Here is a 21,228-nt window from a genome sequence, read left to right on the forward strand (position 1 = left end):
GACTCGACCGGGGTTCGCCGCTGTGGGGGCGCGGGATTCGCGGTCGTACCCTGCCCGGTCGAACGCTATCCGGCCGCGACCCGCCGGGAGCGCAGGCAGGGAAAACCGTTCCGGTGGGCAGGATTCCCTTGGCCACGAGCCCAGGCGCGGCGGTAGTCGTTCTTCATGGCAGTCACCCCTTCCGCTGAGATTCCCGCGGCACCGGATCCCGCGCAGTTGCGCCGGGTCGCGTTGTCGAGTCTGCTCGGTACCGCGATCGAGTATTACGACTTCCTGCTGTACGGCACCATGGCGGCGCTGGTGTTCGGGAAGTTGTTCTTTCCCGGGTCGGATCCGGCGGTGGCCGGTATCGCGGCGTTCGGGACGCTGGCGGCGGGGTATGTGGCTCGGCCGGTGGGCGGAATCGTGTTCGGACACTTCGGGGATCGCATCGGGCGGAAGTCCATGTTGGTGCTGACCATGACGCTGATGGGGGTGGCCAGTTTTCTCATCGGGCTGTTGCCGACCTATCGGAGCATCGGTGTGGCGGCTCCTGTGCTGCTCGTGCTGATGCGGGTGGTGCAGGGTATTGCCATCGGCGGGGAATGGGGCGGGGCCACGCTGATGGTCACCGAATACGCGGATCGGTCGCGGTGGGGGCTGTGGAACGGTGTCATGCAGATGGGGTCGCCGGTCGGGTTCCTGTTGTCGACGGCGGTGGTCACGCTGATCACCAAGCTGCCCGAGGACGAGCTGCTGTCGTGGGGCTGGCGGGTGCCGTTCCTGCTCAGCGCGCTATTGCTGGCCGCGGGTTTGTATGTGCGGCTGAGTATTACCGAGAGTCCGGTGTTCCGGCAGGCGCTGGCGGAACAGCCTGTCGCCGAGAAGATCCCGCTGGCGCAGGTGCTGCGCGCCCCGCGCAATCTGATCCTGGCGTGCGCGGTGGGGATCGGGCCGTTCGCGCTCACCGCGCTCATCAGCACCTACATGATCACCTATGCCACCGGAATCGGTTACCGTACTTCCGATGTCATGAACGGCCTGCTGTTCACCTCGGCCACCGCGCTGGTCGCCATCCCGCTGTTCTCGGCGCTGTCGGATCGTGTGGGCCGCCGCGCGGTCATCCTGGCCGGGGCGCTGGGCATCATCGCCTACGCATGGCCGTTCTACGCGCTCATCGATCGCGGCTCCACCACGGTCCTCATCCTCGCCATGGTGATCGGCCAGCTGATCCAGGCCGCCATGTACGCCCCACTGGGAGCGCTGCTTTCGGAGATGTTCGGCACCCGCATCCGCTACACCGGCGCCTCGATGGGCTATTCAGCTCGCGGCGCTCATCGGCGGCGGCTTCACCCCGCTGTTCGCCAGCAGCCTGCTGGCCGATGGTCCGCGCAGCCTGCCCCTGGTGCTGCTGGCGGCCTGCTGCGGTGCGGTGACGGTGCTGGCGATCTGTCTGATCACCGAAACCCGGGGCGCGGACCTCACCGATACCGCGTCGGCGCCCGCGCTGCCCGTCGACTGAGGCCCCCGGCCCCGGCGCCCGCCGGGGCCCCGCGGCGAGGGCGCTCAAGACCGGTCGGCCACCGTTTCGCGGACGGCCTGGGCCACGGCGCGGAAGTCCTTGGCCAGGATCTTGGAGTGATTGCTCGGAACTTTCGCGCTCAGCATGACTTTCGGATTGGCGGCGCGCACCGGGTCCAGTGACTTCCGCCCCTCCTCCATCTCCCCGTCCGCACTGCCCAGGCTGTTGCCCGTCGCCACGACGAACCGCACCGGACGCGTCGACCGGATCAGCACCGGTCCCGCGGCGGCCGGATACTCGTTGGCGTCGATGCCGACCTCGGCGTGCTGGTCGGCGGACATCCGCGCGGCCATGCCGAAGAGACGCGCCAGCGGCAGCACGAACCGCATGCGGCGGAACAGTTTCCGGATCCGGGCCCGGCCTTCCTCGCCGGTCAGCCCGAAGGGCAGGGCATCGACGGTCACCACGCCGATGACGCGCTCCGGATTCCGGTCGGCCCAGTACCAGCCGGTGATCCCGCCGTAGGACCAGCCCACCAGGATGGCCCGCTCGACGCCCCGCGCCGCCAGGACGGCATCGACATCGCGCAGGGCGGCCTCCATCGAATAGTCCGCCGACGTCTCGGACTTGCCCCGGGCCCGCATGTCGTAGGTGATGTGGCGGAACTCGCCGCCCAGTTCGGCGAGCACGCCCTTCCAGTGCTTCTGGTCGGCGTAGGCGCCGTTCAGGTACAGGACGGGGATTCCTGGGCCGCCGGTGTCGGTCACGGCCAGGGCCGTGTCCTCGGTCTGCACCATGCCGGTCCAGGTCGTGTCGGCGGAGCGGTTGAAAGCGGTCATTGGAATCACCTTTTCGGTTCGTGTTGCTGACGTGAACCACTTTCACCGGCGCCGCTGATACGCCCCTGTCGCCGACCTGACATGCCCGCTGACGTTGACAGGCGACTCAGAGCGTGTTCATGAGAACCGCTATGCCGCCGTGCACGAGGGCGTTTCCGTCGACGGTGAGGCTGGGGACATTGCCGGTCGCCAGATCCGGTTTGCCGTCGGCATTGAAGTCGGCGGAGACGATGGCATTGGTGCCGGTCAGCCAGCCGGACCCGTTGTAGCCGTCGGGCCCGGTGAGACTGACGGTGGATGCGCCGGGGCGGGTGTGGTTGGCGAACACCGCGACACTGAACCCGGGGAGCGGAAAGTCGTTGTTGGCGGCGATATCCGGGAGCCCGTCACCGGTGAAATCGGCGACGGCGACGCCCTCGGTGACCATGCCCAGGGTCCCGTTGGCGCGCGTTATCTCGCCGAGCAGGTCCCCGCCGACGTCTTCCCCGAACTCGGGCGTGAACGCCCCGGGCGCCGTGCGATTGAGGCGCACGGTGAACCCGCCCATGGTGCGGGCGGCGACCAGATCGAGACGCCCGTCGGCGTCCAGATCGGCCAGCTGCACATCGGTGGAGGTGATCACCCACTCCTGCACGGTGCTGAAGGTCGGGACGAGCGATCCGGGCGCGGTGGTGTTGACCAGCACCGCGATATTGCTCGATCCGGTGTTGGACACCAGCGCGTCGTCGCGCCCGTCCCCGTTCACATCGCCGACGGCCAGTCCTTCGGCGACCATGCCGCCCAGGAATTGTGTTGGGGCCGTGAAGGTTATCGGCCCACCCGCCTCGGTGGTGTTGAGCAGCACCGTGATCCCGAGTCCGAAGGGGATGCCGCCGTCGCCGGTGACGATATCGGGTCTGCCATCGGTATTGACGTCCACGGCGCGCACCAGCGCCGGAAGCGCTCCCGTCGGCAGGTTCACGGGTGCGGCGAAGTCGGCGACGGGAGCGCCCGCCGGGGTGAGGTTGCGCAGAATCGACACCCCATTGGGCCCGATATCGCCGAAATTGGCGGCGATCACCTCGGGCGCGCCATCGGCGTCCAGATCCGCGAGATCGACGGCGAGCGTGCCGATCCCGGCGGCATGATGGCTCGCGGGCGCGAACGAGGCTGCGGCGGAACCGCTCTCGGTGGTGTTCAACAGCACCGACACCCCCTTCAGCCCGGCCACGGTCGTCCCGTTCACCGTGGCCGATCCGGCATTGGCGGTCACCAGATCGGCCTTGCCGTCACGATTGACATCCCCGGCCCGCACCAGCCACGGCACCGTGCCGCAGTCGAAGTACACAGGGTCGGAGAACCGCGTCCCGGCACCGCCCGCCGACCCCGTCGGCAACGCCGCAGCCTGCCCTCCCCCGAATGCCGCGACCACTACGACGGCACACGCCAGCACCTGAGTTCTCATGCGCCGACGCTACGATCCGCCCGCCCCGGAACCCCTTGTCCCCCGCGGACTACTTGTTGATCTCTTCCGCCCACCCGAAAGCGGCGCTGTCCCGCGACATCGGCCGCACGTATTCACCGACCACACTGCGCTGCCACCAGGCGTGCTCGTGCCGCAATTCGTGCGGTGTGGTGAAGCGGTAGCGGTAGAGCAGGGCCCGCACATACCGCGGCGGGGACTCGGGAAACGGGTTGGCGCGCAACAACCGCAAGGTATCCGGATCGTTCTCGAGCAGCCGGAGCAGGAACGGCCCCAGCCAGGGCCGGGCGTAACTGGGCGAGATGGCGGCGAACCACATCAGCCAGTCCAGGCGCAGGTGATAGGGCGCCCATTGCCGCGGAAGCCGTTCCAGCACACCGGGTTTGCCCTTGAAAACGTATTCCAGCCACACCGTGTCCCCGGTGATCTCGCTGTCGAGTGTGCCCTCGATGACGACCTCGTGCCGAACGCGGCCCACGGTGCCGAACGCGCCGTAGGTATTGACCAGCCGATAAGCGTTGAAGGACATGTTCATTCGCTGCTGGCTGGACAGCATATTGCGCACCGGCCAATAGCTCAGCGCCACAACGAGACCCGCGAACGCCACCACCAGACTCGCGAACCACAAAGGCGGATCGGGCAGCGCGGGCGGTGCGGGGACCGGCAGCACGGACTGACTGATCACACCACAGGCCAGCACGATCGTAATCCAGTTCAGCCAGGCGAAATTGCCCGACAGCACCAGCCACGCCTGGGTGACCACGATGATTCCGGCGGTCACGCTCGCCACCGGCTGCGGCGCGAACAATCCGAACGGAACAACCAGCTGCACAATGTGATTGGCCCCCGCCTCCACCCGGTGCAGCGGTTTGGGCAGGTGATGGAAGAACCAGCTCAGCGGCCCGGGCATGGGTTGGGTCTCATGGTGGTAGTACAGACAGGTCAGATTCCGCCAGCAGGGGTCCCCGCGCATCTTGATCAGCCCGGCCCCGAACTCCACGCGGAACACCAGCCAGGCCACCAGCCACACCAGCAGCACCGGCGGCGCGGTACGGTCGTTGCCGAGGAAGACGGCCAGGAATCCGGCCTCGAGCAGCAGCGTCTCCCATCCGAACGCGTACCACGCCTGCCCCACATTGACGATGGACAGATACAGCGCCGACAGCACGAGCCACAGGAGCATGGCCGCCCACAGCGGCGCCAGATCGGCGGCACCGCCCACCAGGGCGGCCGCCAGCGCCGCGCCGCACCAGCAGACGACGGCGAAGAATCGATCCGAGTAATGGAAGTGGAACAGGCTCGGCGCGTCCCGGAACGAGCGGCGCGCCAGGTAGCGGGGTACGGGCAGCATGCCGTGCTCGCCGATGAGCGCCCGGAACTGCCGGGCGGCCGCCACGAACGCGATCACGTAGACGGCCGCGATACCGCGTTCCAGCACCTGCCTGGCCAGCCAGTATTCGGATGCCGTGAACCACTCCATGTCCGTATCTCCTCGGACGACGGATACCTGTCCCATCTCCGCATACCCGGACAATTCGAACTATACGACTGCCCGGCCGTTCGTGTTGCCACCCCGGCGGCCCGCGCGGGTGCCCGGCCGCGACTCCGCTCCGGCATAGGATGACCCCTGCTGTTGATCACTTCACCGCACCACGAGAGTTCGAGACGATCGGGGACGCGAGGAATGGACATGGCCGATCCGGCGCGAAGCGACGGGACCGCGGTGGTCTCCGGCGGTCCCGACCTGTCCCCCGCCCGTAAGCGGATCGTGCTGGCTACCTGCTGCACCGCCGTTCTCATGGCGCAGCTGGACAGCACCGCCCTCAATGTCGCCCTGCCGTCCATCGGCCACGAGCTGAACACCTCCATCTCGGGCACCCAGTGGACCGTCGACGCCTACACCGTGGTGCTGGCCAGCCTCATGCTGTTCATGGGCGCGCTCGGCGACCGGATCGGCAAGCGCCGGGTCTTTCTCATCGGGCTGGTGATCTTCGCCTGCGGATCCCTGCTGTGCAGTCTCGCGCCGTCCTTCGGCTGGCTGGTCGGGTTCCGCGTCTTCCAGGCGATCGGCGGATCGATGCTCAATCCGTCGGCCATCGCCATTATCTCCGCGGTCTTCACCGGGCCGGGGCAGCGGGCGCGGGCTCTCGGATTCTGGAGCGGCACAACGGGAATCAGCACGGCGGCCGGACCGGTGGTGGGCGGGTTCCTGGTCGACACCGTCGGCTGGCAGGGCATCTTCTGGATCAATGTGCCGATCGCGGTGCTCGCCTTCGCGGCCACACTGCGTTTCATTCCCACCGCACGGGCCCGCGTCCCGCGTCGGCTGGACCCGGTCGGTCAGCTCCTGGCCACCGGATTCCTCGGCCTGCTCATTTTCGCGATCATCGAAGGCCCGCACCGGGGTTGGCTCTCCGCGGTGACGCTCGGCTGTTTCCTCGGCTGCCTGGCGTGCCTGGCCGGTCTGCTGGTGTACGAGCCGCGCCGCGACCAGCCGCTGATCGAGGTACGCGATTTCCGGTCGCCGCCGTTCACCGGCGCGGTGCTGGTGGCGATCAGCGCGTATGTGGCCATGGGCGGGTTCCTGTTCCTGAATACCTACTATCTCCAGGACATTCGCGGACTCGACCCGCTGCATGCCGGACTGGAGCTACTGCCCATGGCGGCGGCCATCGCGGTGACGGGACCGCTGTCGGGACGGCTGACGGCCCTGCGCGGCGCCCGCTTCACCCTCACCCTGGGCGCGGTCGTCACCGCGCTGGCCGCGCTGACGCTGACCCTCACCTTCGAAAGCGACAATTCGACCGTGCGGCTGGCCGGGTACGCCTGCCTCGGCGCGGGTATCGGCATGATGAACACCCCGATCACCGATACCGCCATCTCGGGTCTGCCGCGTTCCCGCGCGGGGGTGGCGTCCAGTGTGGCCACCACATCCCGGCAGTTCGGTCAGGCGCTGGGTGTGGCGGTGATCGGCTCCATCATGGCCGGGACGCCCGGTGCGCTCGATTCCGCGGCTGCCTTCCGCGCTCCGGCGACATCGAGCTGGATCGTCATGACCGGGTTCGCGGTGCTGGCGCTCATCGTGGTGCGCACCATGATCGGCGATACCCGGCCGCGCGCCGCCGTCACCGCGCCCGCGGTGGACGCGAGGTAATGGCCACCAGCACCGGACCGGGTTTCGCCGGGGTGGCGCAGGCCCCGTCAGAGGGGCAGCCGCCGCAGCCGTCGGACGGACAGCCCGAGGTGACCGGCTCGGCCGACAGCCTGCCCTTGCGCACCCAGTAGTCGACCATGGCGTCGACCTCGGTGCGGGACACCCCGATTCGCCGCGCCACCTCGTCCAGGCTGACGCCGCCGCGCGCCGCGGTGATCTGGGCGAGGACCTCCCGTAGCGCGCTCACCAGAACATCCGCCCGATCTGGAACACGGCGACGGCCAGCACCCACGCCACGCTCAATTGCAGTGCGACGCTGAACAATGTCCAGCGGGTTCCGATCTCCAGCCGCATGACCGCCAGGGTCGTCATGCACGGCGTGTAGGCGAGCAGGAACATGAGGAAGGCCAGCACGGCCGGAATCGGATGGCCGCCCGAGGCGTGGTCGAAGGTCGCGCGCAGGGAATCGGCGAGGGGCTGCGGTGCGGCGCCGTCGCCGGGATCGTCCATGCTGTAGGACTGCGCGATGGTGGAGACCACCGCCTCCTTGGCGACGAACCCGCTGACGAGCGCGGCCGAGGCATGCCAATCGTCGAATCCGGCGGGCGCAAAGACCGGCGCCACCGCCGAGGACACCGCGCCGAACAGGGAATCCGAGGCCGGGACCGCACCGAAGGATCCACTACCCGCCGGAATCGAGGACAGCAGCCAGACCGCGGTCACCGTTGCCACGATGATGCCGCTGGCCGTCTTCAGGAACCCGCGCATCTTCTGCCAGGTGTGCATGCCCATCACCCGCAGGCTGGGGCGGCGGTACGGCGGCAGATCCAGCACCAGCGGCTCACCCGCCATATCCCGAAACAGCGTGCCGCGCAGCAGCAGTCCGATGAGCACCACCAGCACGATCGAGGCGACGTACATGGCGAACACCACCGTGCCCGCATTGCTCCCGAAGAACACGCCCGCCACCAGCACGTAAACCACAAGCCGCGCATTGCAACTGGTGAACGGGATGAGCAGCGCGGTCAACAGCCGATGCCGCGAGTCGCCCAGCACGCGGGTGCCGGAAATGGCGGGCACATTGCAGCCGAACCCGACAATGAGCGGCAGGAACGCCCGTCCGGGCAGCCCCATGGTTCGCATGAGCCGATCGGCCACGAAGGCCGCACGCGCCATATAGCCGGAGTCCTCGAGCAGCGCCAACAGCACGAACATGATCAACATCAAGGGCACGAAACTCAGCAACTGCCCCACCCCATTGATCAACCCATCCCGAACGAACCCAACCAGCGGGTCCGGAGCCCCCAGCGCCGCAAGGCCATTCCCGGCCTTCCCGGCAACCGTCACGGTGATGAAATCCCCGAGCCAATCCTGCACCGGTTTCGCCACCGTCGTCGTGAGCTGGAAAACAGCCCACATGATCGCAAGGAACACCGGCACCCCCAACCACCGCGAAGTCAACACCCGATCCACCCGATCGGTAACCGTCACCGCACTCCGACTCCGGGTAACGACCACCGCGAGCACCTCGTGCGCCCACGCGTAACGCCGCTCCGCGAGCACGATTTCGGCATCGTCGTCCGGGTCGGCCACAAGACTCCGGTCCACGCCCGCACCAGCCGCTCGCCCCATCACCCCCTCACCAGGCGGCTGGTCCGTCACCGCCGCACAAGCTGCCACATCCATCGCCGACGGAACAGCCACCTCCTCCGTCGCCCCCGCATCGGCCGCTCGGTCCGACACCGCCGCACCGGCTCTCTGGTTCGCCGCCGTGTGAGTTGCCACATCCATCGCTGCCCGGCCAGCCAATTCGCCCATCGCTGCCGCGCCGGTTGCCTGGTCCGTCGCCACCGCGCCAGCCGCTTGGTCCGTCGCCGTCGCGCGTGCGGTGTCGATGCGATTTCGTGCCGCGCGGGTCGCCTGCTCCAGTTCCGCACCGCCCGTGGCAATCACGGCGTCTGGAGCTTCGCCGGACAGCACCGCGAGGGCCAGCCAGCGCGACGGGTAGTGCGGTGGCAGGTGCGGAAGCAATTCGGCCACGGCGGCATCGATGTCCGCGCCGAGGCGCGGCGCGTCTGGCGCGGCGCGCGAGATCATCGCGCTGGCAACGGCTTCGGCCAGGGCGTCCATGCCCGCGCCGCCGCGGGGCACGACCGGCACGACAGGAACCCCGAGCGCGGCCGAGAGGCGCCCGGTATCGATATCCGTGCCGCGCCCGGCGGCCACATCGGTCATGGTGAGGGCGACCACGATCGGGCGTTCGGTTTCGAGGAGTTGAGACAGCAGGTACAGGCTACGGGCCAGGTTGGCCGCATCGGCGACGGCGACGACCACATCAGGCTGGGACTCGCCGCGCAGGAGGGCGTCGCGGGTGACGGTCTCATCGGGTGAGGCCGGGAGCAGGCTGTAGGTGCCGGGCAGGTCGACGAGTTTCACCTCGCGCTCCCCCAGCCGCCAGCCGCCTTCGGCGACGCCGACCGTGGTGCCGGGCCAGTTGCCCACGCGCACTCGGGCGCCGGTCGCCGCATTGAAGAGCGTCGACTTGCCGACATTGGGGTTGCCGACCAGGGCGACGGTGCCGGTGTTGTGGTGGACGGCGGCGCCGGATCCGGTTTCGCAGCAGTCGCTCATGCCGCGCTCACCTCGATCTGGCGCGCGGTTCCGGCGTCGAGGGCGACGCGGGCGTCGTCGATTCGTAGGATTCGTCCCCCGAAAGCCCCTATGCCGACTATTTGGACGGCGGTGCCGGGTAGCAGGCCCATCTCCAGCAAACATCTGCGGTGGCGTTTATCGCCTATGATCCGATCGATCCGAAACTGTTGTCCCCGAACACCATCCATGAGCGTCACCGTCAGATCCCCCACGTGAATTCTGACAGGTTTGCCTTTCCAAAGCTCTTCGACACTGTTCGGAGCATACTCCGGGCAAATAGTCCAGAATGTCTGGATTATGACTTCCGGCCTTCGCTCCACCGCAGGTCAGAGCCCCTCCGACCGGAATTGGGAACCCACCTGTGAGTTCGCTGTGATTAGGCCGCGCCGACCAACGCGAGGACACCACCGCCGCGGCGCGCGAGCCGGGCGCACAGGCGTGTCCGGCCCGTCGCGTTTGCTGCTTTCGGATGGGTTGCATGTCGAGCAAACTTCCGCCCCGTAAAGGCCCCAATCGTCCACGGATTGCGCGTGTCGCGGCACGGCACGCCGTAAGGATTGGACCTTCGGCAAATCAACAGTTTCGCCGATGGCGCTGGATCGACTAAGAATATGTTCCGTGCCGTTCCCCGAGATCACCTGTCAGCCATCGAAACTCCCTGGACGGGGGTCCAGATGACGATCGAACATCCGCATGAGGACGATGTCTCCCAGCTGGCGCGGCGGGTCGAGAAGGCCCGCGGGCGGCTGGCCTACCAATTCGATCCCGCGCTCACGGAAGCGTTGTCGGAAAACGAGCTTCACGCCGAGCGGGACCTAGCCGAGCGCATTCGCGAGCAGGACCGCTCGCAGCGCTGGAAGCAAGCCGAGGCAGCGGCCGCCACGGCCGACCGTGCCCGGCAGACAACCGAAGAGATTGAGAAGGCCGACATTCGAGATCTGCTGCTCGCCCGCAAGGCGATCGCCGCCCAGCGGCGAGAATCCAGCCCGCACGCCAAACTGGCGTCGCTGTACAAGCACCGCGCGTGGTCGCAGCGCGCGCTCGCCGGTGTGGTGGCGGCCGGAATGCTCTGGTCCGCAGTCAATGTCCAGCACAATATCGCCCCGGCGGGGCGAGCGATCCGCTGTTCTGGTTCAGCTACCTGCTCGAAGGCATGATCAGCGTCTGTCTGGTCATCATTATGATCGGCACCAACAAGGTCGCCGAATGGGGCGTGATCGACAGCCGCAAGCAGGTCGTGGCCGCCGAGGTGGCGCTGCTGTCGCTGACGGTCGTGCTGAACACGTATCCCTATCTGCAGTCCGGCAATTGGTACGAAGTGGCCGTGCACGCCATCGCGCCGGTCATGATCGGCGTCGCGCTGCTCATCCACAATGCCGCCAGCGCCCGCTACGGCCTCGCCACCGTGCGTGCCACCGACCAGATCCGGGATATGCCCGATCCGGCCGAACAACTACGCCGCACCCTGCCGACCGTCGTAACCTGGCCCGGCCGTGGCCAATCCGCCCCGGTCCCCACTCCCACGCCCGCCCTGCCCGCCGCTCATATCGAGGCGGAGCAGGCCCCCGAGCCGGAGCAGAAGGCGACCGTGGTCGAGCCCGATCCGGAACCCAAGCGTGAAACCCCCACGCCCACGGTGAAAACCGCCGAAAAGGATCAGCGCACCTCCGCCACCAAGAAGGGCAAGGCCCCCGAAGACGACAAGTCGCCGCTCGCGGACCTCACCGACCCGGTGAACGTCTACGACACCGGCCAATTCCGCATTGCCGAAACCCTGGAGCAGGAACTGGCCGAACTGCAAGCGGCCCGCCGCCGCGCCCGCTCGGCCGCCCGCGCCCGCAATGGCAATTCAGCCACCACGCTGGACGACTGATCACCCCAAACGGCACAAACGCCATCATCCGGGCACCGGCCCGGATGACGGCGTTCGGCCGTGCCCGAATCGTCGGCCATTACGCTGCGGCGCAGCGCATCCCGCGATGGCATGATCGCAATCATGGTGATGCCGAATCGGCGCGTGGCCTTGGTGACCGGGAGTTCACGCGGCCTGGGTAGCGCGATCGCGCGGCGACTCGCCGCCGACGGGGCGGCCGTGGTCGTCAACGGCCTGCGGGACAGCGAGGACGCGGCGGCCGTCGTCGAGACCATCCGCGCCGAAGGCGGCGTGGCCGAAGCCGTCTCGGCCGATATCACCGATGAGCGCCAGGTCGCCGACCTCGTCACCGCGATCGGCACGCTCCTCGGCCCCGTGAATGTGCTGGTGCTCAATGCCACCGGCCCACAGCCCGAAGCCGCCCTGTCCGAGGTCTCCTGGGCCGACCACATCGCCCAACTCGACTTCTTCGTCAAGAGCCCGATCCTGCTCGGCCACGCGATAATCCCCGGTATGCGCCGACGCCGCTTCGGCCGCATCATCCACATCGACTCCGAGATCGCCGACCGCACCCCGCCCGGCCGATCCGCCTACGGCACCGCCAAGAACGCCCAAATCGGCCTCACCCGAAGCTGGGCCCGCGAACTGGCCCCCGACGGCATCACCGTCAACACCGTTGCCCCCGGCTTCATCCCGGTCGAACGCCACCGGTCGGTCCCCGACTCCGATATCGACTCCTACCGCGCCACCGTCCCCATCGGCCACCTCGGCACCCCCGCCGACATAGCCAATGCGGTGAGCTTCTTCGCCTCCGACCACGCCGGTTTCATCACCGGCCAACGCCTCCTGGTAGACGGCGGCCGCTCCCTCCACATCTGGCCAACTCGACCCGCCGCTCGATTCAGCATCGAGCTACCCCTGCGGGGATACGGCGGCAGCCGCGAGATATGCCTCAGCCGAGGCCAATTCCGCGGCTCCCAGGCGCTGGTAGATGGTTACGGCCGCATGGAGTGCCGTCATCGATGCTTCCTGTTCGCCCAGGTGGAATCGGCATCGGGCAGCTCCATCGAGTGCGCGGCCCTCTTCCAGATGGTTGTGGATCAGGCGCGCGAGACGCAGCGCCTCCTCGTGGATCTCGAGGGCGCGCGAGTAGTCCCGCGAGGCGGCGTACAGTGCACCGATTCTGTTGAGCGTCTCTGTTTCTCCGGTGCGATGACCGATGGCCCGGAAGGTCGCCAGCGCGCGGTGCAGGAGCTCCTCGGCATGCGGGACGTCGCCGGACAGGTACCGGATCCAGCCCAGGTTGCCGAGCGCGTCGGCACTGCCCGCCGGGCTGCCGACCGCCTCGTAGATATCGAACGATTCCTGGGTCAGATCGCTCGCGCGCTCGTATTCCGCGGCGCCGCAATGGATGCGGCCCAGTGTGCTCAGCGTGGACGCTTCCCCGGATCGGTTGCCGATCTCCCGATAGAACGTCAGCGCGCGCTGCGCCGAGTGCCGCGCGCCCTGATAGTCGCCAATGACGCATTGCACGTAGGCGAGATTGCTCAGCAGGAACGCCACCCGCGACGGGTTGTCCACCGCTTCGTAGATGGCCAGTGATTCCTTGATCCCGGAGCTACAGCCCTCGTAGTCGCCGTCCAGATGGTGGTACCACGCCACCAGGCTGACAGCGTAGGCCTCTTCGGGGCTCCGACCGGCGGTGTGGAACAGCTCCGCGGCCTCGCGGGTGACGTCGATGGCGCTGCCGTGCTCGCCGAGCAGTGAACGCACCCAGCCGATGCTGGTCAGCACACCCGCCTCGCCCGATCGGCTGCCGAGCGCGCGATGCAGGACGAGTGCTTCCGCCAGGTCGTCCAGCGCCGCCGGATAGTCGCCGGTGAGATGCCGTACCCAGCCCAGATCGCCCAGTGTCTTCGCCTCCCGTGGCTGGTCGCCCACCTCCCGATAGACCTCCCGGACCTGACTCAAACCCGCTGCGGCCTCGTGGAAATCACCGGTGAGCAGCTGGACCTGGGACAGCGTGCGCAGGCCCGCCGCGGTCAGGGCGGCGTCGTGGCCGGTGTGGTCGTGCAGTGCGCGGCGGAGCTGTTCGGCGACCGTAGGGAAGTCATCCGCCACGAATCCGGCCAGGCCCAGATCCTTGAACGCGAAGTTCTCGGCGCTGCGAGCGCCGATACTGTCGGCGGCGACAGCGCCGCGCTGGCGAATGGCCACTTCGACGGACCAGGCCCCGTGCAGATGCACCTCGCCCACCAGCGCCCGCGCCAGATCGATGACGCGGGTCAGTTGTCCGGCCGTCGCGGTATGGGTCAGGCAGGCCAGGAGATTCGCGCGTTCGATGCGCAGCCAGGCGGTCGACGCGCCATAACCGGACAGGGCCGGGCGGGGCGTGGATCCGAGTGCACGCGCCGGATGGTCCGGGCGGGCGGCCGCCAGCGCGGTGCAGCGGAAGTAGTCCACCACCCGGTCCAGGGATTCGGCGGGGTCGCCGGGTTCATCGCGCATCAGGCTCTGCGCGTACTCCCGCACCAGATCGTGCATGCGGTAGCGGCCGAACGCCGTTTCGTCGATCAGGTGCTCGACATACAGCGCCTCCAGAGTGCGGCGTGCCTCGGCGAGGGTGGTGTCGTCCAGTGCGGCAACGGCATACGCGTCGAAGTCGGATCCGAGGTGGATGCCGAGGCGGCGGAACAGCCGCTGTCGCGCGGGCGGCAACAATCGATAGGAGGTGGTGAAGGCGGCCCGGACGGCGCGGTGCCCGCCGTCGAGTTCGTCAAGTCGGTCACGCGCGGAGGCGAATTCGACGGCCAGTTCGCGCACTGTCCAGTTCGGGTGATGTGCCAGGCGACCCGCGAGCAGCACGATCGCCAGCGGTAGGTGGCCGCACAATCCGACGATATCGGCCGCGGCCCCACTGTCCCCCAGGCTGTTTCGCTGTGCGAGCGTACAGAACAGCTCGCGCGCGGCGGACGGAGCGAGGGGGTCGAGGGTCACCGGCGCCGCGCCGTCCAGCGCGATGAGCCGACGGCGACTGGTGACCAAGGTGAGACATCCCGCGGCGGCCGGGAGCAGCGCTTCGATCTGCTCGTGATCTCGGGCATCGTCGAGGACCAGCAGCACTCGTTTTCCTGCGAGGCGGTCGCGCCACAGATCACGCCGGGCGGCAAGGGTTTCCGGTATGACGCGCGGGTCGACGCCCACATCGACCAGGAGGGTGCCCAGCAGGTCCAGCGGATCGCCCACGGGTCGCCCGGGCGTGTGTGCGTCGAGCTCGACGAAGTACTGCCCATCCGGGTAGTGCTCGGACAGCAGGTGCGCGGCGCGGGTCACAAGGGCGGTCTTGCCGATGCCGGGCATGCCGTCGATGGTGTGGATGGACACCACCCCGCCGGGCGCCGCGGCGTCCAGGATCCGCCGCAATTCCGTATCACGACCGATGAACGTGCCGATATCCCGCCGCAGCGCATTGACCACGGGCTCCCGCGAACGCCCCTGCCGCTGTGCGGCTTTCCACAATTCACGCCAGGCTCGCACATCCACCAGTTCGGTGTCGGCCGGGGTGTCCGCCGTCCGCGAGAGCTCGATGAGCGAGCGCAGCACCGGCAGGAACGTCTCGAATCGCGACGGCAGATTCCTCCCGCCCCGCCAGTCGCTCAACCGCTGCACCGTCAATGCCCCGCGCTGCCCGGGCGCTCGCGCGGCGCGCATGCGCCGCTCGGCCGCGGCGACCACGCGCTCCAGAGTGGGATTGCCCGCGGCCGCGAACAGGGCCGTCAAGCGGGCGGGAAAGATCGACCTCGGCGATTCCCCCGCCGCTGCCTCCGAAGCGTCCAACACCCCCTCATGATCTCTTGCGCCGCTCGCCATCTCGCCCCCGGCCAAAGATTTCCGGACCGGAAAACCCGCAACGTGCCCGAATTACCCGGTCAGCTAGCGTTTTTCGTCCGGCCGCCACCGTAGCGAAATGACGATCCCGCACCGCCACAGGCATTCTCGATTCGCTCGCGCCGCATCGGAGGAGGGGACGGCGCGAGCCTTCAGCTATGTACCGCCGCGGCGCCCCGACAATCGTGAGAGGCGCGCGTGCGCTCCGGGCAGCGGGGGGCGGGGTGTTCGGCGGGGACGACCACCGCCGGTCTGGGTTGGGCCGGGGTGCCCGAGGTTTGGGCGTAGCCGAGCCAGCCGGTGCCTACGAAGACGGCGAGGAGAACGGCGGTGGGGAAGTCGAGAATGAGCCAGGCGGGGGTGAAGGTGGTGTCGCGGAGCGGGCGGGGCGCGCGCTTGCGCTGAGCGGGGCGAACCGGTGGACGCTGGCGACTGATGGTGCCGTGCACGATGCGCTGCTGTTGCCTAGCCTGCCTACCCACGCATGCCTCCGTAGCTGGAAATGTGCCGAACCTAAGGATGCCGAAACAACGAACTGTGCACAGCGGCTATCAGGCGGACAATCGAATGTCCGCACCGATCTTCAGCGCGCGCTGGCGTCCGGTAGTCGAGCCGGGCAGGCCAGCCCCGGCTGGGTGTCGAGCTCGAAATGCCACCACTCGTTGTCGTAGGTGCGGCACAGCCCCCACCGATACCCGTTCTCCTCCAGCCATTGCGCGCCCTCCCGGGGCCCGACGTCGATGGCCCGGCCGGACACATGGGTGGATCCTCCGGCGGCAGCACCCACTGCCGCGCCGCCTCCGGACTCCCGTACCGCGCGAGCCCGTCCTCCCACAACCACTGCTGCTCGCCGTACGTCCGATGCCCCGAGGTGATCCACACCGTCACGCCCTCGGCACCGGCCTCCGCCGCCGCCAGATCGAATGCCCGCGCCAGCACCGGATCCAACCCCTCGGTGCCCTCGGAGATCGCGGTCGCCACCGGCACTGTCGCCTCCGCGACCACCGGCTCGGCCGGAAGCCCCCAGAACGCCCGCGCGAGATCATGGCGCGCGGCCAGCTCTGCGGGCAGCACCGGCACCGCGCCCCCGCGCCCCGCCGGAACAACGAACGAAATCCCCTGCGACACAGCCTCCGCCGGAGGCAGCCCGAGCAGCGCGGCCGCCACCTCGAGGTTCCCGCCCGCGACGTCCACCGCGACGGCCTGCCGCAGAACCAAGGGCGGCACAACGAGAGCGGGCACCGGATCCCCCGGCACAGCTTGCGCCACCGGCCCGGCGATGCCGGAAGCGCCCACGAGCGCCACACTCGCCAGCAGGGCGGCAACGCCGGAACGCCGCGCCCCGCGCGTCACACCCTCGGCGTCCGCGCGCATCCCGACCAGGCTGTTGCCCCGCATCGACTCCCTTTCCCGTCCGGCTTCGCTGTGCACCTCCCCTGCGCCGCGCCCAGGGTAGCCGAGGCAACGGTTGAACCTGCAATCGAGGCAAAACGATAGCCCGAAAAGCACCGATCGATACCCGAATCACCACACCCGCCCACCCGCCACGCCACGCTAATCACTTGAGCGCCACCAAGTTCAACCCAACCGCAGCTAAACCCCGCCCGGTCGGCATCGATGACTCCCCCGCCCAGATCGAACCGCCCCGAGCGGCAAAAGATTCGGCCCAGCACCGGCCCCACCCACCATGGCTGTCGCCCAGCCATTGGGCGACAACATGTTCCACCACACAGGCAGGCGAGTTCAGCCACAACGCGCCAACTGAAACGCCGCCGACCGGGAACTGGTGGCGGGGGCTTCTCGCGAAATGCCGCCACCAGTTCCCGGTCGGTGTCGGAGTGCGGTCAGCGGCCGCTGGCGTCGGGGACTCGGGGTGGGCAGGGGAGGCCGGGGATGGTGGCGATTTCGAAGTGCCACCATTCGTTGTCGTAGGTGCGGCACAGGCCCCAGCGATTGCCGTTGTCCTCCAGCCACTGTGCGCCCGCCCGGGGGCCGACGTCGATGGCGTCGCCGGAGACGTGGGTGGATTCGCCGGGTGGGAGGACCCAGCGGCGGGCCTCGTCGGGGCTGCCGTAGGTGGCTATGCCGTCCTCCCACATGGCCTGCTGCTCGGCGGGCGTGCGGTAGCCGGAGACGATCCACATGGGCACCCCGGCCGCGTGGGCCTCCTGGGCGGCGAGCGAATAGGACAGGGACAGCGAGGGATTCGGGCCGTCGGTCTCGGCGATCGGCGTGGCGGACCGGGCGGCGGCCCCGACGACCGGCTCGCCGGAACCGCCGGGCGCGCCGACGGGTGCGACGAGCTCCGGTGCGGCGTGCGCCACGGGGAGCAGGGCCGGGGTGGCGGCCGCGCCGCCCAACAGCCCGGCACTTGCCAGTACGGCGACCGCCGCCGCTCGCTTCACTACGCCTCCTGAATCAGACTCGTTCATTGGACCGTTCGCGGACGCGCAGGGCGATCGGCTTCGAGGTTTCGGCGAAGAAGTCGTTGCCCTTGTCGTCTACGACGATGAAGGCGGGGAAGTCTTCGACTTCGATCTTCCAGACCGCTTCCATGCCGAGCTCAGGGTATTCGAGGACCTCGACGGATTTGATGCAGTCCAGGGCGAGTCGCGCGGCGGGGCCGCCGATGGAGCCGAGGTAGAAGCCGCCGTGGGTGTTGCAGGCCTTGGTGACCTGGGCGGAGCGGTTGCCCTTGGCGAGCATGACGTGGGAGCCGCCCGCGGCCTGGAACTGGTCGACGTAGGAGTCCATGCGACCGGCGGTGGTGGGGCCGAAGGAGCCGGAGGCGTAGCCGTCGGGGGTCTTGGCGGGGCCCGCGTAGTAGACGGCCATATCGCGCATGTACTGCGGCATGGGCTCGCCCGCGTCGAGGCGCTCCTTGATCTTGGCGTGCGCGATGTCGCGCGCCACGACCAGGGGGCCGGTGAGCGAAAGCCGGGTCTTCACCGCGTATTTGGACAGTTCGGCGCGAATCTCGGACATGGGCCGATTGAGGTCGATCTTGACCACGTCGCCGCCCAGGATGGCGTCGGTCTGCTCCGGAAGGTACTGCGCCGGTTCGCGTTCCAGCTGCTCCAGGAACACGCCCTCGGGTGTGATCTTCGCCAGGGCCTGCCGGTCCGCCGAGCAGGACACCGCGATGGCGACCGGGCAGGACGCGCCGTGCCGCGGCAGCCGGATGACGCGCACATCGTGGCAGAAGTACTTGCCGCCGAACTGCGCGCCGATGCCGAAGGACTGGGTCAGCTTGAAGACCTGCTCCTCGAGCTCCAGATCCCGGAACCCGTGCGCCGCCATCGACCCCTCGGTCGGCATATTGTCCAGGTAGTGCGCGGAAGCGTACTTCGCTGTCTTCAAAGCGAATTCGGCACTGGTGCCGCCGATCACGACCGCCAGGTGGTACGGCGGGCAGGCCGCCGTGCCCAGCGAGCGGATCTTCTCGTCCAGGAACTCCAGCATCCGATCCGGATTCAGGATGGCCTTGGTCTCCTGGTACAGGAACGACTTGTTGGCTGACCCGCCGCCCTTGGCCATGAACAGGAACTTGTACGCCGGATGCGCGGGATCGCCCGGGTTGGAGTACAACTCGATCTGCGCGGGCAGATTGGTCCCGGTGTTCTTCTCGTCCCACATATTGATGGGCGCCAGCTGCGAGTACCGCAGGTTCAGCTTGGTGTAGGCGTCGTACACGCCGCGCGAAATCCATTCCGCGTCATCGGCCCCGGTGAGCACGCCCTCGGACTTCTTGCCCATCACGATGGCGGTGCCGGTGTCCTGGCACATGGGCAGGATCCCGCCCGCCGAGATGTTCACGTTCTTGAGCAGATCCAGCGCCACGAACCGGTCGTTACCGCTCGACTCCGGATCGTCGATGATCTTCCGCAGCTGCGCCAGGTGCGCGGGCCGCAGGTAATGGCTGATGTCGTGCATGGCCTCGGCGGTGAGCATGCTCAGTACCTCGGGCTCCACCTGCAGGAACGTCCGCCCACCCGCCTCGAACGTGCTCACACCCTCGGTGGTGAGCAACCGGTACGGGGTGTTGTCGGCACCGATCGGCAGCAGATCCGAGTACAGGAAATCAGGCGCGGTCACGAATCGCACTCCTCGAGCAGGGCTGGGGGCTGTTCAGCCAACGGTTCAAGCACGCAGACTCTACCGAGCGCCCGATCGCCCCCTGACGCCCAGGCAAGCCTTCCTGGGTTATGTTGTGCGAATCGGCACAGGTTGCACCTTCAAGTCGGTGGGTGTTACCTGTCAGGATGCGCTTGTCTGCGGCGGGGAGGATTTAGCATGACATCAGAACCCGGGAGTGGAATCGTGACCGATACCCGTTGGCTCGATGATGTCGAGATGCGTGCGTGGCTGGGATACGTGTTCACCCGCGACCTCATCGCCGCGGCCGTCGGACGCGATTCGCTGCGCGAGTCCAATCTGACCTACGTGGAGTACACGGTCCTCGCCAGGCTGTCCAACGCCCCGAATCATCGCCGCAGCTTCGCCGAACTGGCCGCTGTGCTGGAGTGGTCGCAGAGCCGGCTCTCGCATCAGATCACGCGCATGGAGAAACGCGGCCTGGTCGCTCGCGAATCCATCCCCGATGACGCCCGCCGCACGGCCGCCGTCCTCACCGACAAGGGCGCGCAGGTGCTCGAGGGCGCCGCCCCGTCCCATGTCAACAGTGTCCGCCGCCACATGGTGGACGTCCTCGACCGCACCCAATTGACCGCGCTGGCCGATATCTACGACACGTTGCTGGCTCATCACCGAAGACCGGCGACCCGCAATCCGTCCTGAAAATCGCCAGCTACCGGCGTTTGGTTTGGCAGACATCGGGTACTGGGTAAGACTAGGCTCGGCACCGGCTTCCGACGGCGGTCGGCACCGAGCGCACGGTCGGCAAATCGACCGAGTAGTTGCAACCGACCTGGCCTTAGCGAAAGGGGCAGGAGTTTCCATGTCCGACGTGTCCATCGGTCTTTCGGCCGATTCGCTGCCCGCGGGTTCCGTCGACAACCTGCTGCCGCAGCTCGTCGAGCACCTGCGGCAGAACCGCACCGAGCTGCGCGAGGAGTGGGCCCGTCGCATTACCGATGCCCAGCTGCTGACCGCCATGACCCCGGAAGAGATCTTCTCCGAGGCCACCTCGATCTTCGACAACTATGTCGAGGTGCTCGAGACCGGTAGCGTCGAAGCCCTGCAGGCATACGCCCGCGACCTGTCCGAGCGCATCATTCCCCGAGGCGTCGAGACCGACGAGGTCCTCGGCATCGTGCTGCTGCTGCGAGATGTGCTGGCGCGCTCGCTGTTCGAGAAGTATCAGACGAATTTCGAACTGCTGAACCAGGTGCTCGACGCCTACGAGCCCGCGGCCAACCGCATTGCCAATACCGTGGGCGTGTCGTTCGTGCAGGAGCGCGAGCGCGTCATCCGCCAACAGCAGGAAGCCATTCGAGAGCTGTCCACCCCTGTGCTCCAGGTGCGTGAACAGCTACTCATCCTCCCCATCATCGGTGTACTGGACTCGCAACGCGCGCGCCAGTTGACCGAGCAGTTGCTGCGGGCGATTCGCGCCAATCGCGCGAAGGTGGTCGTCATCGATATCACCGGTGTGCCCGCCATCGACTCCACGGTGGCCAACCACCTGGTGCAGACGGTCGACGCCTCCGGCCTCATGGGGGCGAGCGTCATCATTACCGGTCTGTCCTCGGAGATCGCGCTCACCCTGGTGACCATCGGCCTGGACCTGTCCAAGATGAACGCGGTCGGCGACCTCCAGGGCGGCATCGAAGAAGCGGAGCGACTGCTCGGCTACGAGGTGTCCCGCGTCACCGATCGCGACGGCGGACGGTAGTCGAG

15 protein-coding genes and 3 pseudogenes are annotated in these 21,228 nt (G+C 68.1%); 7 read left to right on the forward strand and 11 right to left on the reverse strand.

Annotated elements, in window-relative coordinates; translation table 11 throughout:
• Window positions 1-165 precede the first annotated feature (165 nt).
• Window positions 166-1,501 (forward strand): annotated as a pseudogene (locus NC4_RS39265) (MFS transporter).
• 44 nt (window positions 1,502-1,545) lie between these two features.
• Here the strand turns inward: NC4_RS39265 and NC4_RS23010 are convergent.
• From NC4_RS23010 to NC4_RS23020, 3 genes are all read right to left on the reverse strand, one after another.
• The gene (locus NC4_RS23010; RefSeq protein WP_067541789.1) at window positions 1,546-2,340 is read right to left on the reverse strand and encodes an alpha/beta fold hydrolase; all 795 of its coding nucleotides are present in this window, start codon (window positions 2,338-2,340) and stop codon (window positions 1,546-1,548) included.
• A 106-nt stretch (window positions 2,341-2,446) separates the two neighbouring features.
• On the reverse strand, window positions 2,447-3,784 hold the full coding sequence (locus tag NC4_RS23015; RefSeq protein ID WP_084529671.1) for an FG-GAP repeat domain-containing protein: 1,338 nt from the start codon (window positions 3,782-3,784) through the stop codon (window positions 2,447-2,449).
• Between the two features lie 49 nt (window positions 3,785-3,833).
• Window positions 3,834-5,282, reverse strand: a complete 1,449-nt coding sequence (locus NC4_RS23020) for a lipase maturation factor family protein (protein ID WP_067541793.1) — start codon at window positions 5,280-5,282, stop codon at window positions 3,834-3,836.
• A 210-nt stretch (window positions 5,283-5,492) separates the two neighbouring features.
• On the opposite strand from NC4_RS23020, the gene NC4_RS23025 reads away from it, so the two are divergent.
• Window positions 5,493-6,956: an MFS transporter gene (locus NC4_RS23025; RefSeq protein WP_084529686.1), complete on the forward strand. Its 1,464-nt coding sequence runs from the start codon at window positions 5,493-5,495 to the stop codon at window positions 6,954-6,956.
• Here NC4_RS23025 and NC4_RS23030 read toward each other — a convergent pair.
• Genes NC4_RS23030 through NC4_RS23040 form a run of 3 tightly spaced genes read right to left on the reverse strand, consistent with a single transcriptional unit; the run spans window position 6,928 to window position 9,796 of the window.
• Window positions 6,928-7,203, reverse strand: coding sequence for a FeoC-like transcriptional regulator (locus tag NC4_RS23030; protein ID WP_067541797.1), 276 nt, complete (start codon window positions 7,201-7,203; stop codon window positions 6,928-6,930). The two genes, NC4_RS23025 and NC4_RS23030, sit on opposite strands and share 29 nt — an antisense overlap.
• Complete coding sequence (feoB, locus tag NC4_RS23035; protein WP_067541800.1) at window positions 7,200-9,587, reverse strand: ferrous iron transport protein B; 2,388 nt, start codon at window positions 9,585-9,587, stop codon at window positions 7,200-7,202. The genes NC4_RS23030 and feoB overlap by 4 nt, the downstream gene beginning before the upstream one ends.
• Complete coding sequence (locus NC4_RS23040; RefSeq protein WP_157555125.1) at window positions 9,584-9,796, reverse strand: FeoA family protein; 213 nt, start codon at window positions 9,794-9,796, stop codon at window positions 9,584-9,586. The genes feoB and NC4_RS23040 overlap by 4 nt, the downstream gene beginning before the upstream one ends.
• A gap of 486 nt (window positions 9,797-10,282) precedes the next feature.
• Here NC4_RS23040 and NC4_RS43055 point away from each other — a divergent pair, with 486 nt between their 5' ends.
• From NC4_RS43055 to NC4_RS44800, 3 genes and pseudogenes are all read left to right on the forward strand, one after another.
• On the forward strand, window positions 10,283-10,765 hold the full coding sequence (locus tag NC4_RS43055) for a hypothetical protein (protein WP_245721869.1): 483 nt from the start codon (window positions 10,283-10,285) through the stop codon (window positions 10,763-10,765).
• Window positions 10,762-11,481, forward strand: a complete 720-nt coding sequence (locus NC4_RS43060; RefSeq protein WP_245721870.1) for a hypothetical protein — start codon at window positions 10,762-10,764, stop codon at window positions 11,479-11,481. Before NC4_RS43055 ends, NC4_RS43060 begins: the two co-directional genes overlap by 4 nt.
• A 129-nt stretch (window positions 11,482-11,610) precedes the next feature.
• Window positions 11,611-12,282: pseudogene (locus tag NC4_RS44800) on the forward strand (SDR family NAD(P)-dependent oxidoreductase); the annotation flags it as partial.
• Between the two features lie 111 nt (window positions 12,283-12,393).
• Here NC4_RS44800 and NC4_RS23055 read toward each other — a convergent pair.
• The 5 genes and pseudogenes from NC4_RS23055 to NC4_RS23075 all read right to left on the reverse strand — a co-directional run bounded on the left by NC4_RS23055 (window position 12,394) and on the right by NC4_RS23075 (window position 19,464).
• The gene (locus NC4_RS23055; RefSeq protein WP_169814857.1) at window positions 12,394-15,321 is read right to left on the reverse strand and encodes a tetratricopeptide repeat protein; all 2,928 of its coding nucleotides are present in this window, start codon (window positions 15,319-15,321) and stop codon (window positions 12,394-12,396) included.
• 200 nt (window positions 15,322-15,521) lie between these two features.
• Window positions 15,522-15,851 (reverse strand): hypothetical protein, encoded by a 330-nt coding sequence (locus NC4_RS23060; RefSeq protein ID WP_067541808.1) that lies wholly within the window; start codon window positions 15,849-15,851, stop codon window positions 15,522-15,524.
• A gap of 101 nt (window positions 15,852-15,952) precedes the next feature.
• Window positions 15,953-16,374, reverse strand: a pseudogene (locus NC4_RS39275) (M15 family metallopeptidase).
• A gap of 839 nt (window positions 16,375-17,213) precedes the next feature.
• A complete protein-coding gene (locus NC4_RS23070; RefSeq protein ID WP_439957550.1) occupies window positions 17,214-17,774 on the reverse strand; it encodes a M15 family metallopeptidase in 561 nt (186 codons plus the stop codon).
• 13 nt (window positions 17,775-17,787) lie between these two features.
• On the reverse strand, window positions 17,788-19,464 hold the full coding sequence (locus NC4_RS23075; RefSeq protein WP_067541859.1) for a fumarate hydratase: 1,677 nt from the start codon (window positions 19,462-19,464) through the stop codon (window positions 17,788-17,790).
• 225 nt (window positions 19,465-19,689) lie between these two features.
• Here NC4_RS23075 and NC4_RS23080 point away from each other — a divergent pair, with 225 nt between their 5' ends.
• Together NC4_RS23080 and NC4_RS23085 are read left to right on the forward strand one after the other, a co-directional pair.
• Entirely contained in the window at window positions 19,690-20,166 is a 477-nt protein-coding gene (locus tag NC4_RS23080) for a MarR family winged helix-turn-helix transcriptional regulator (RefSeq protein WP_084529679.1), read from the forward strand.
• Between the two features lie 160 nt (window positions 20,167-20,326).
• Window positions 20,327-21,223: an STAS domain-containing protein gene (locus NC4_RS23085; RefSeq protein WP_067541814.1), complete on the forward strand. Its 897-nt coding sequence runs from the start codon at window positions 20,327-20,329 to the stop codon at window positions 21,221-21,223.
• Window positions 21,224-21,228 lie beyond the last annotated feature (5 nt).

Source organism: Nocardia crassostreae (assembly GCF_001613405.1).
In the GTDB taxonomy this organism is placed as follows: Bacteria; Actinomycetota; Actinomycetes; order Mycobacteriales; family Mycobacteriaceae; genus Nocardia; species Nocardia crassostreae.

What these genes read in the sequence shown, in the direction of transcription:
- NC4_RS23010 (WP_067541789.1), bottom strand. Translation starts at nt 2,340, where the DNA reads ATGACCGCTTTCAACCGCTCCGCCGACACGACCTGGACCGGCATGGTG.
- NC4_RS23040 (WP_157555125.1), bottom strand. Translation starts at nt 9,796, where the DNA reads ATGGATGGTGTTCGGGGACAACAGTTTCGGATCGATCGGATCATAGGC.
- NC4_RS43060 (WP_245721870.1), top strand. Translation starts at nt 10,762, where the DNA reads ATGATCAGCGTCTGTCTGGTCATCATTATGATCGGCACCAACAAGGTC.
- NC4_RS23015 (WP_084529671.1), bottom strand. Translation starts at nt 3,784, where the DNA reads ATGAGAACTCAGGTGCTGGCGTGTGCCGTCGTAGTGGTCGCGGCATTC.
- NC4_RS43055 (WP_245721869.1), top strand. Translation starts at nt 10,283, where the DNA reads ATGACGATCGAACATCCGCATGAGGACGATGTCTCCCAGCTGGCGCGG.
- NC4_RS23085 (WP_067541814.1), top strand. Translation starts at nt 20,327, where the DNA reads ATGTCCGACGTGTCCATCGGTCTTTCGGCCGATTCGCTGCCCGCGGGT.
- feoB (WP_067541800.1), bottom strand. Translation starts at nt 9,587, where the DNA reads ATGAGCGACTGCTGCGAAACCGGATCCGGCGCCGCCGTCCACCACAAC.
- NC4_RS23020 (WP_067541793.1), bottom strand. Translation starts at nt 5,282, where the DNA reads ATGGAGTGGTTCACGGCATCCGAATACTGGCTGGCCAGGCAGGTGCTG.
- NC4_RS23025 (WP_084529686.1), top strand. Translation starts at nt 5,493, where the DNA reads ATGGCCGATCCGGCGCGAAGCGACGGGACCGCGGTGGTCTCCGGCGGT.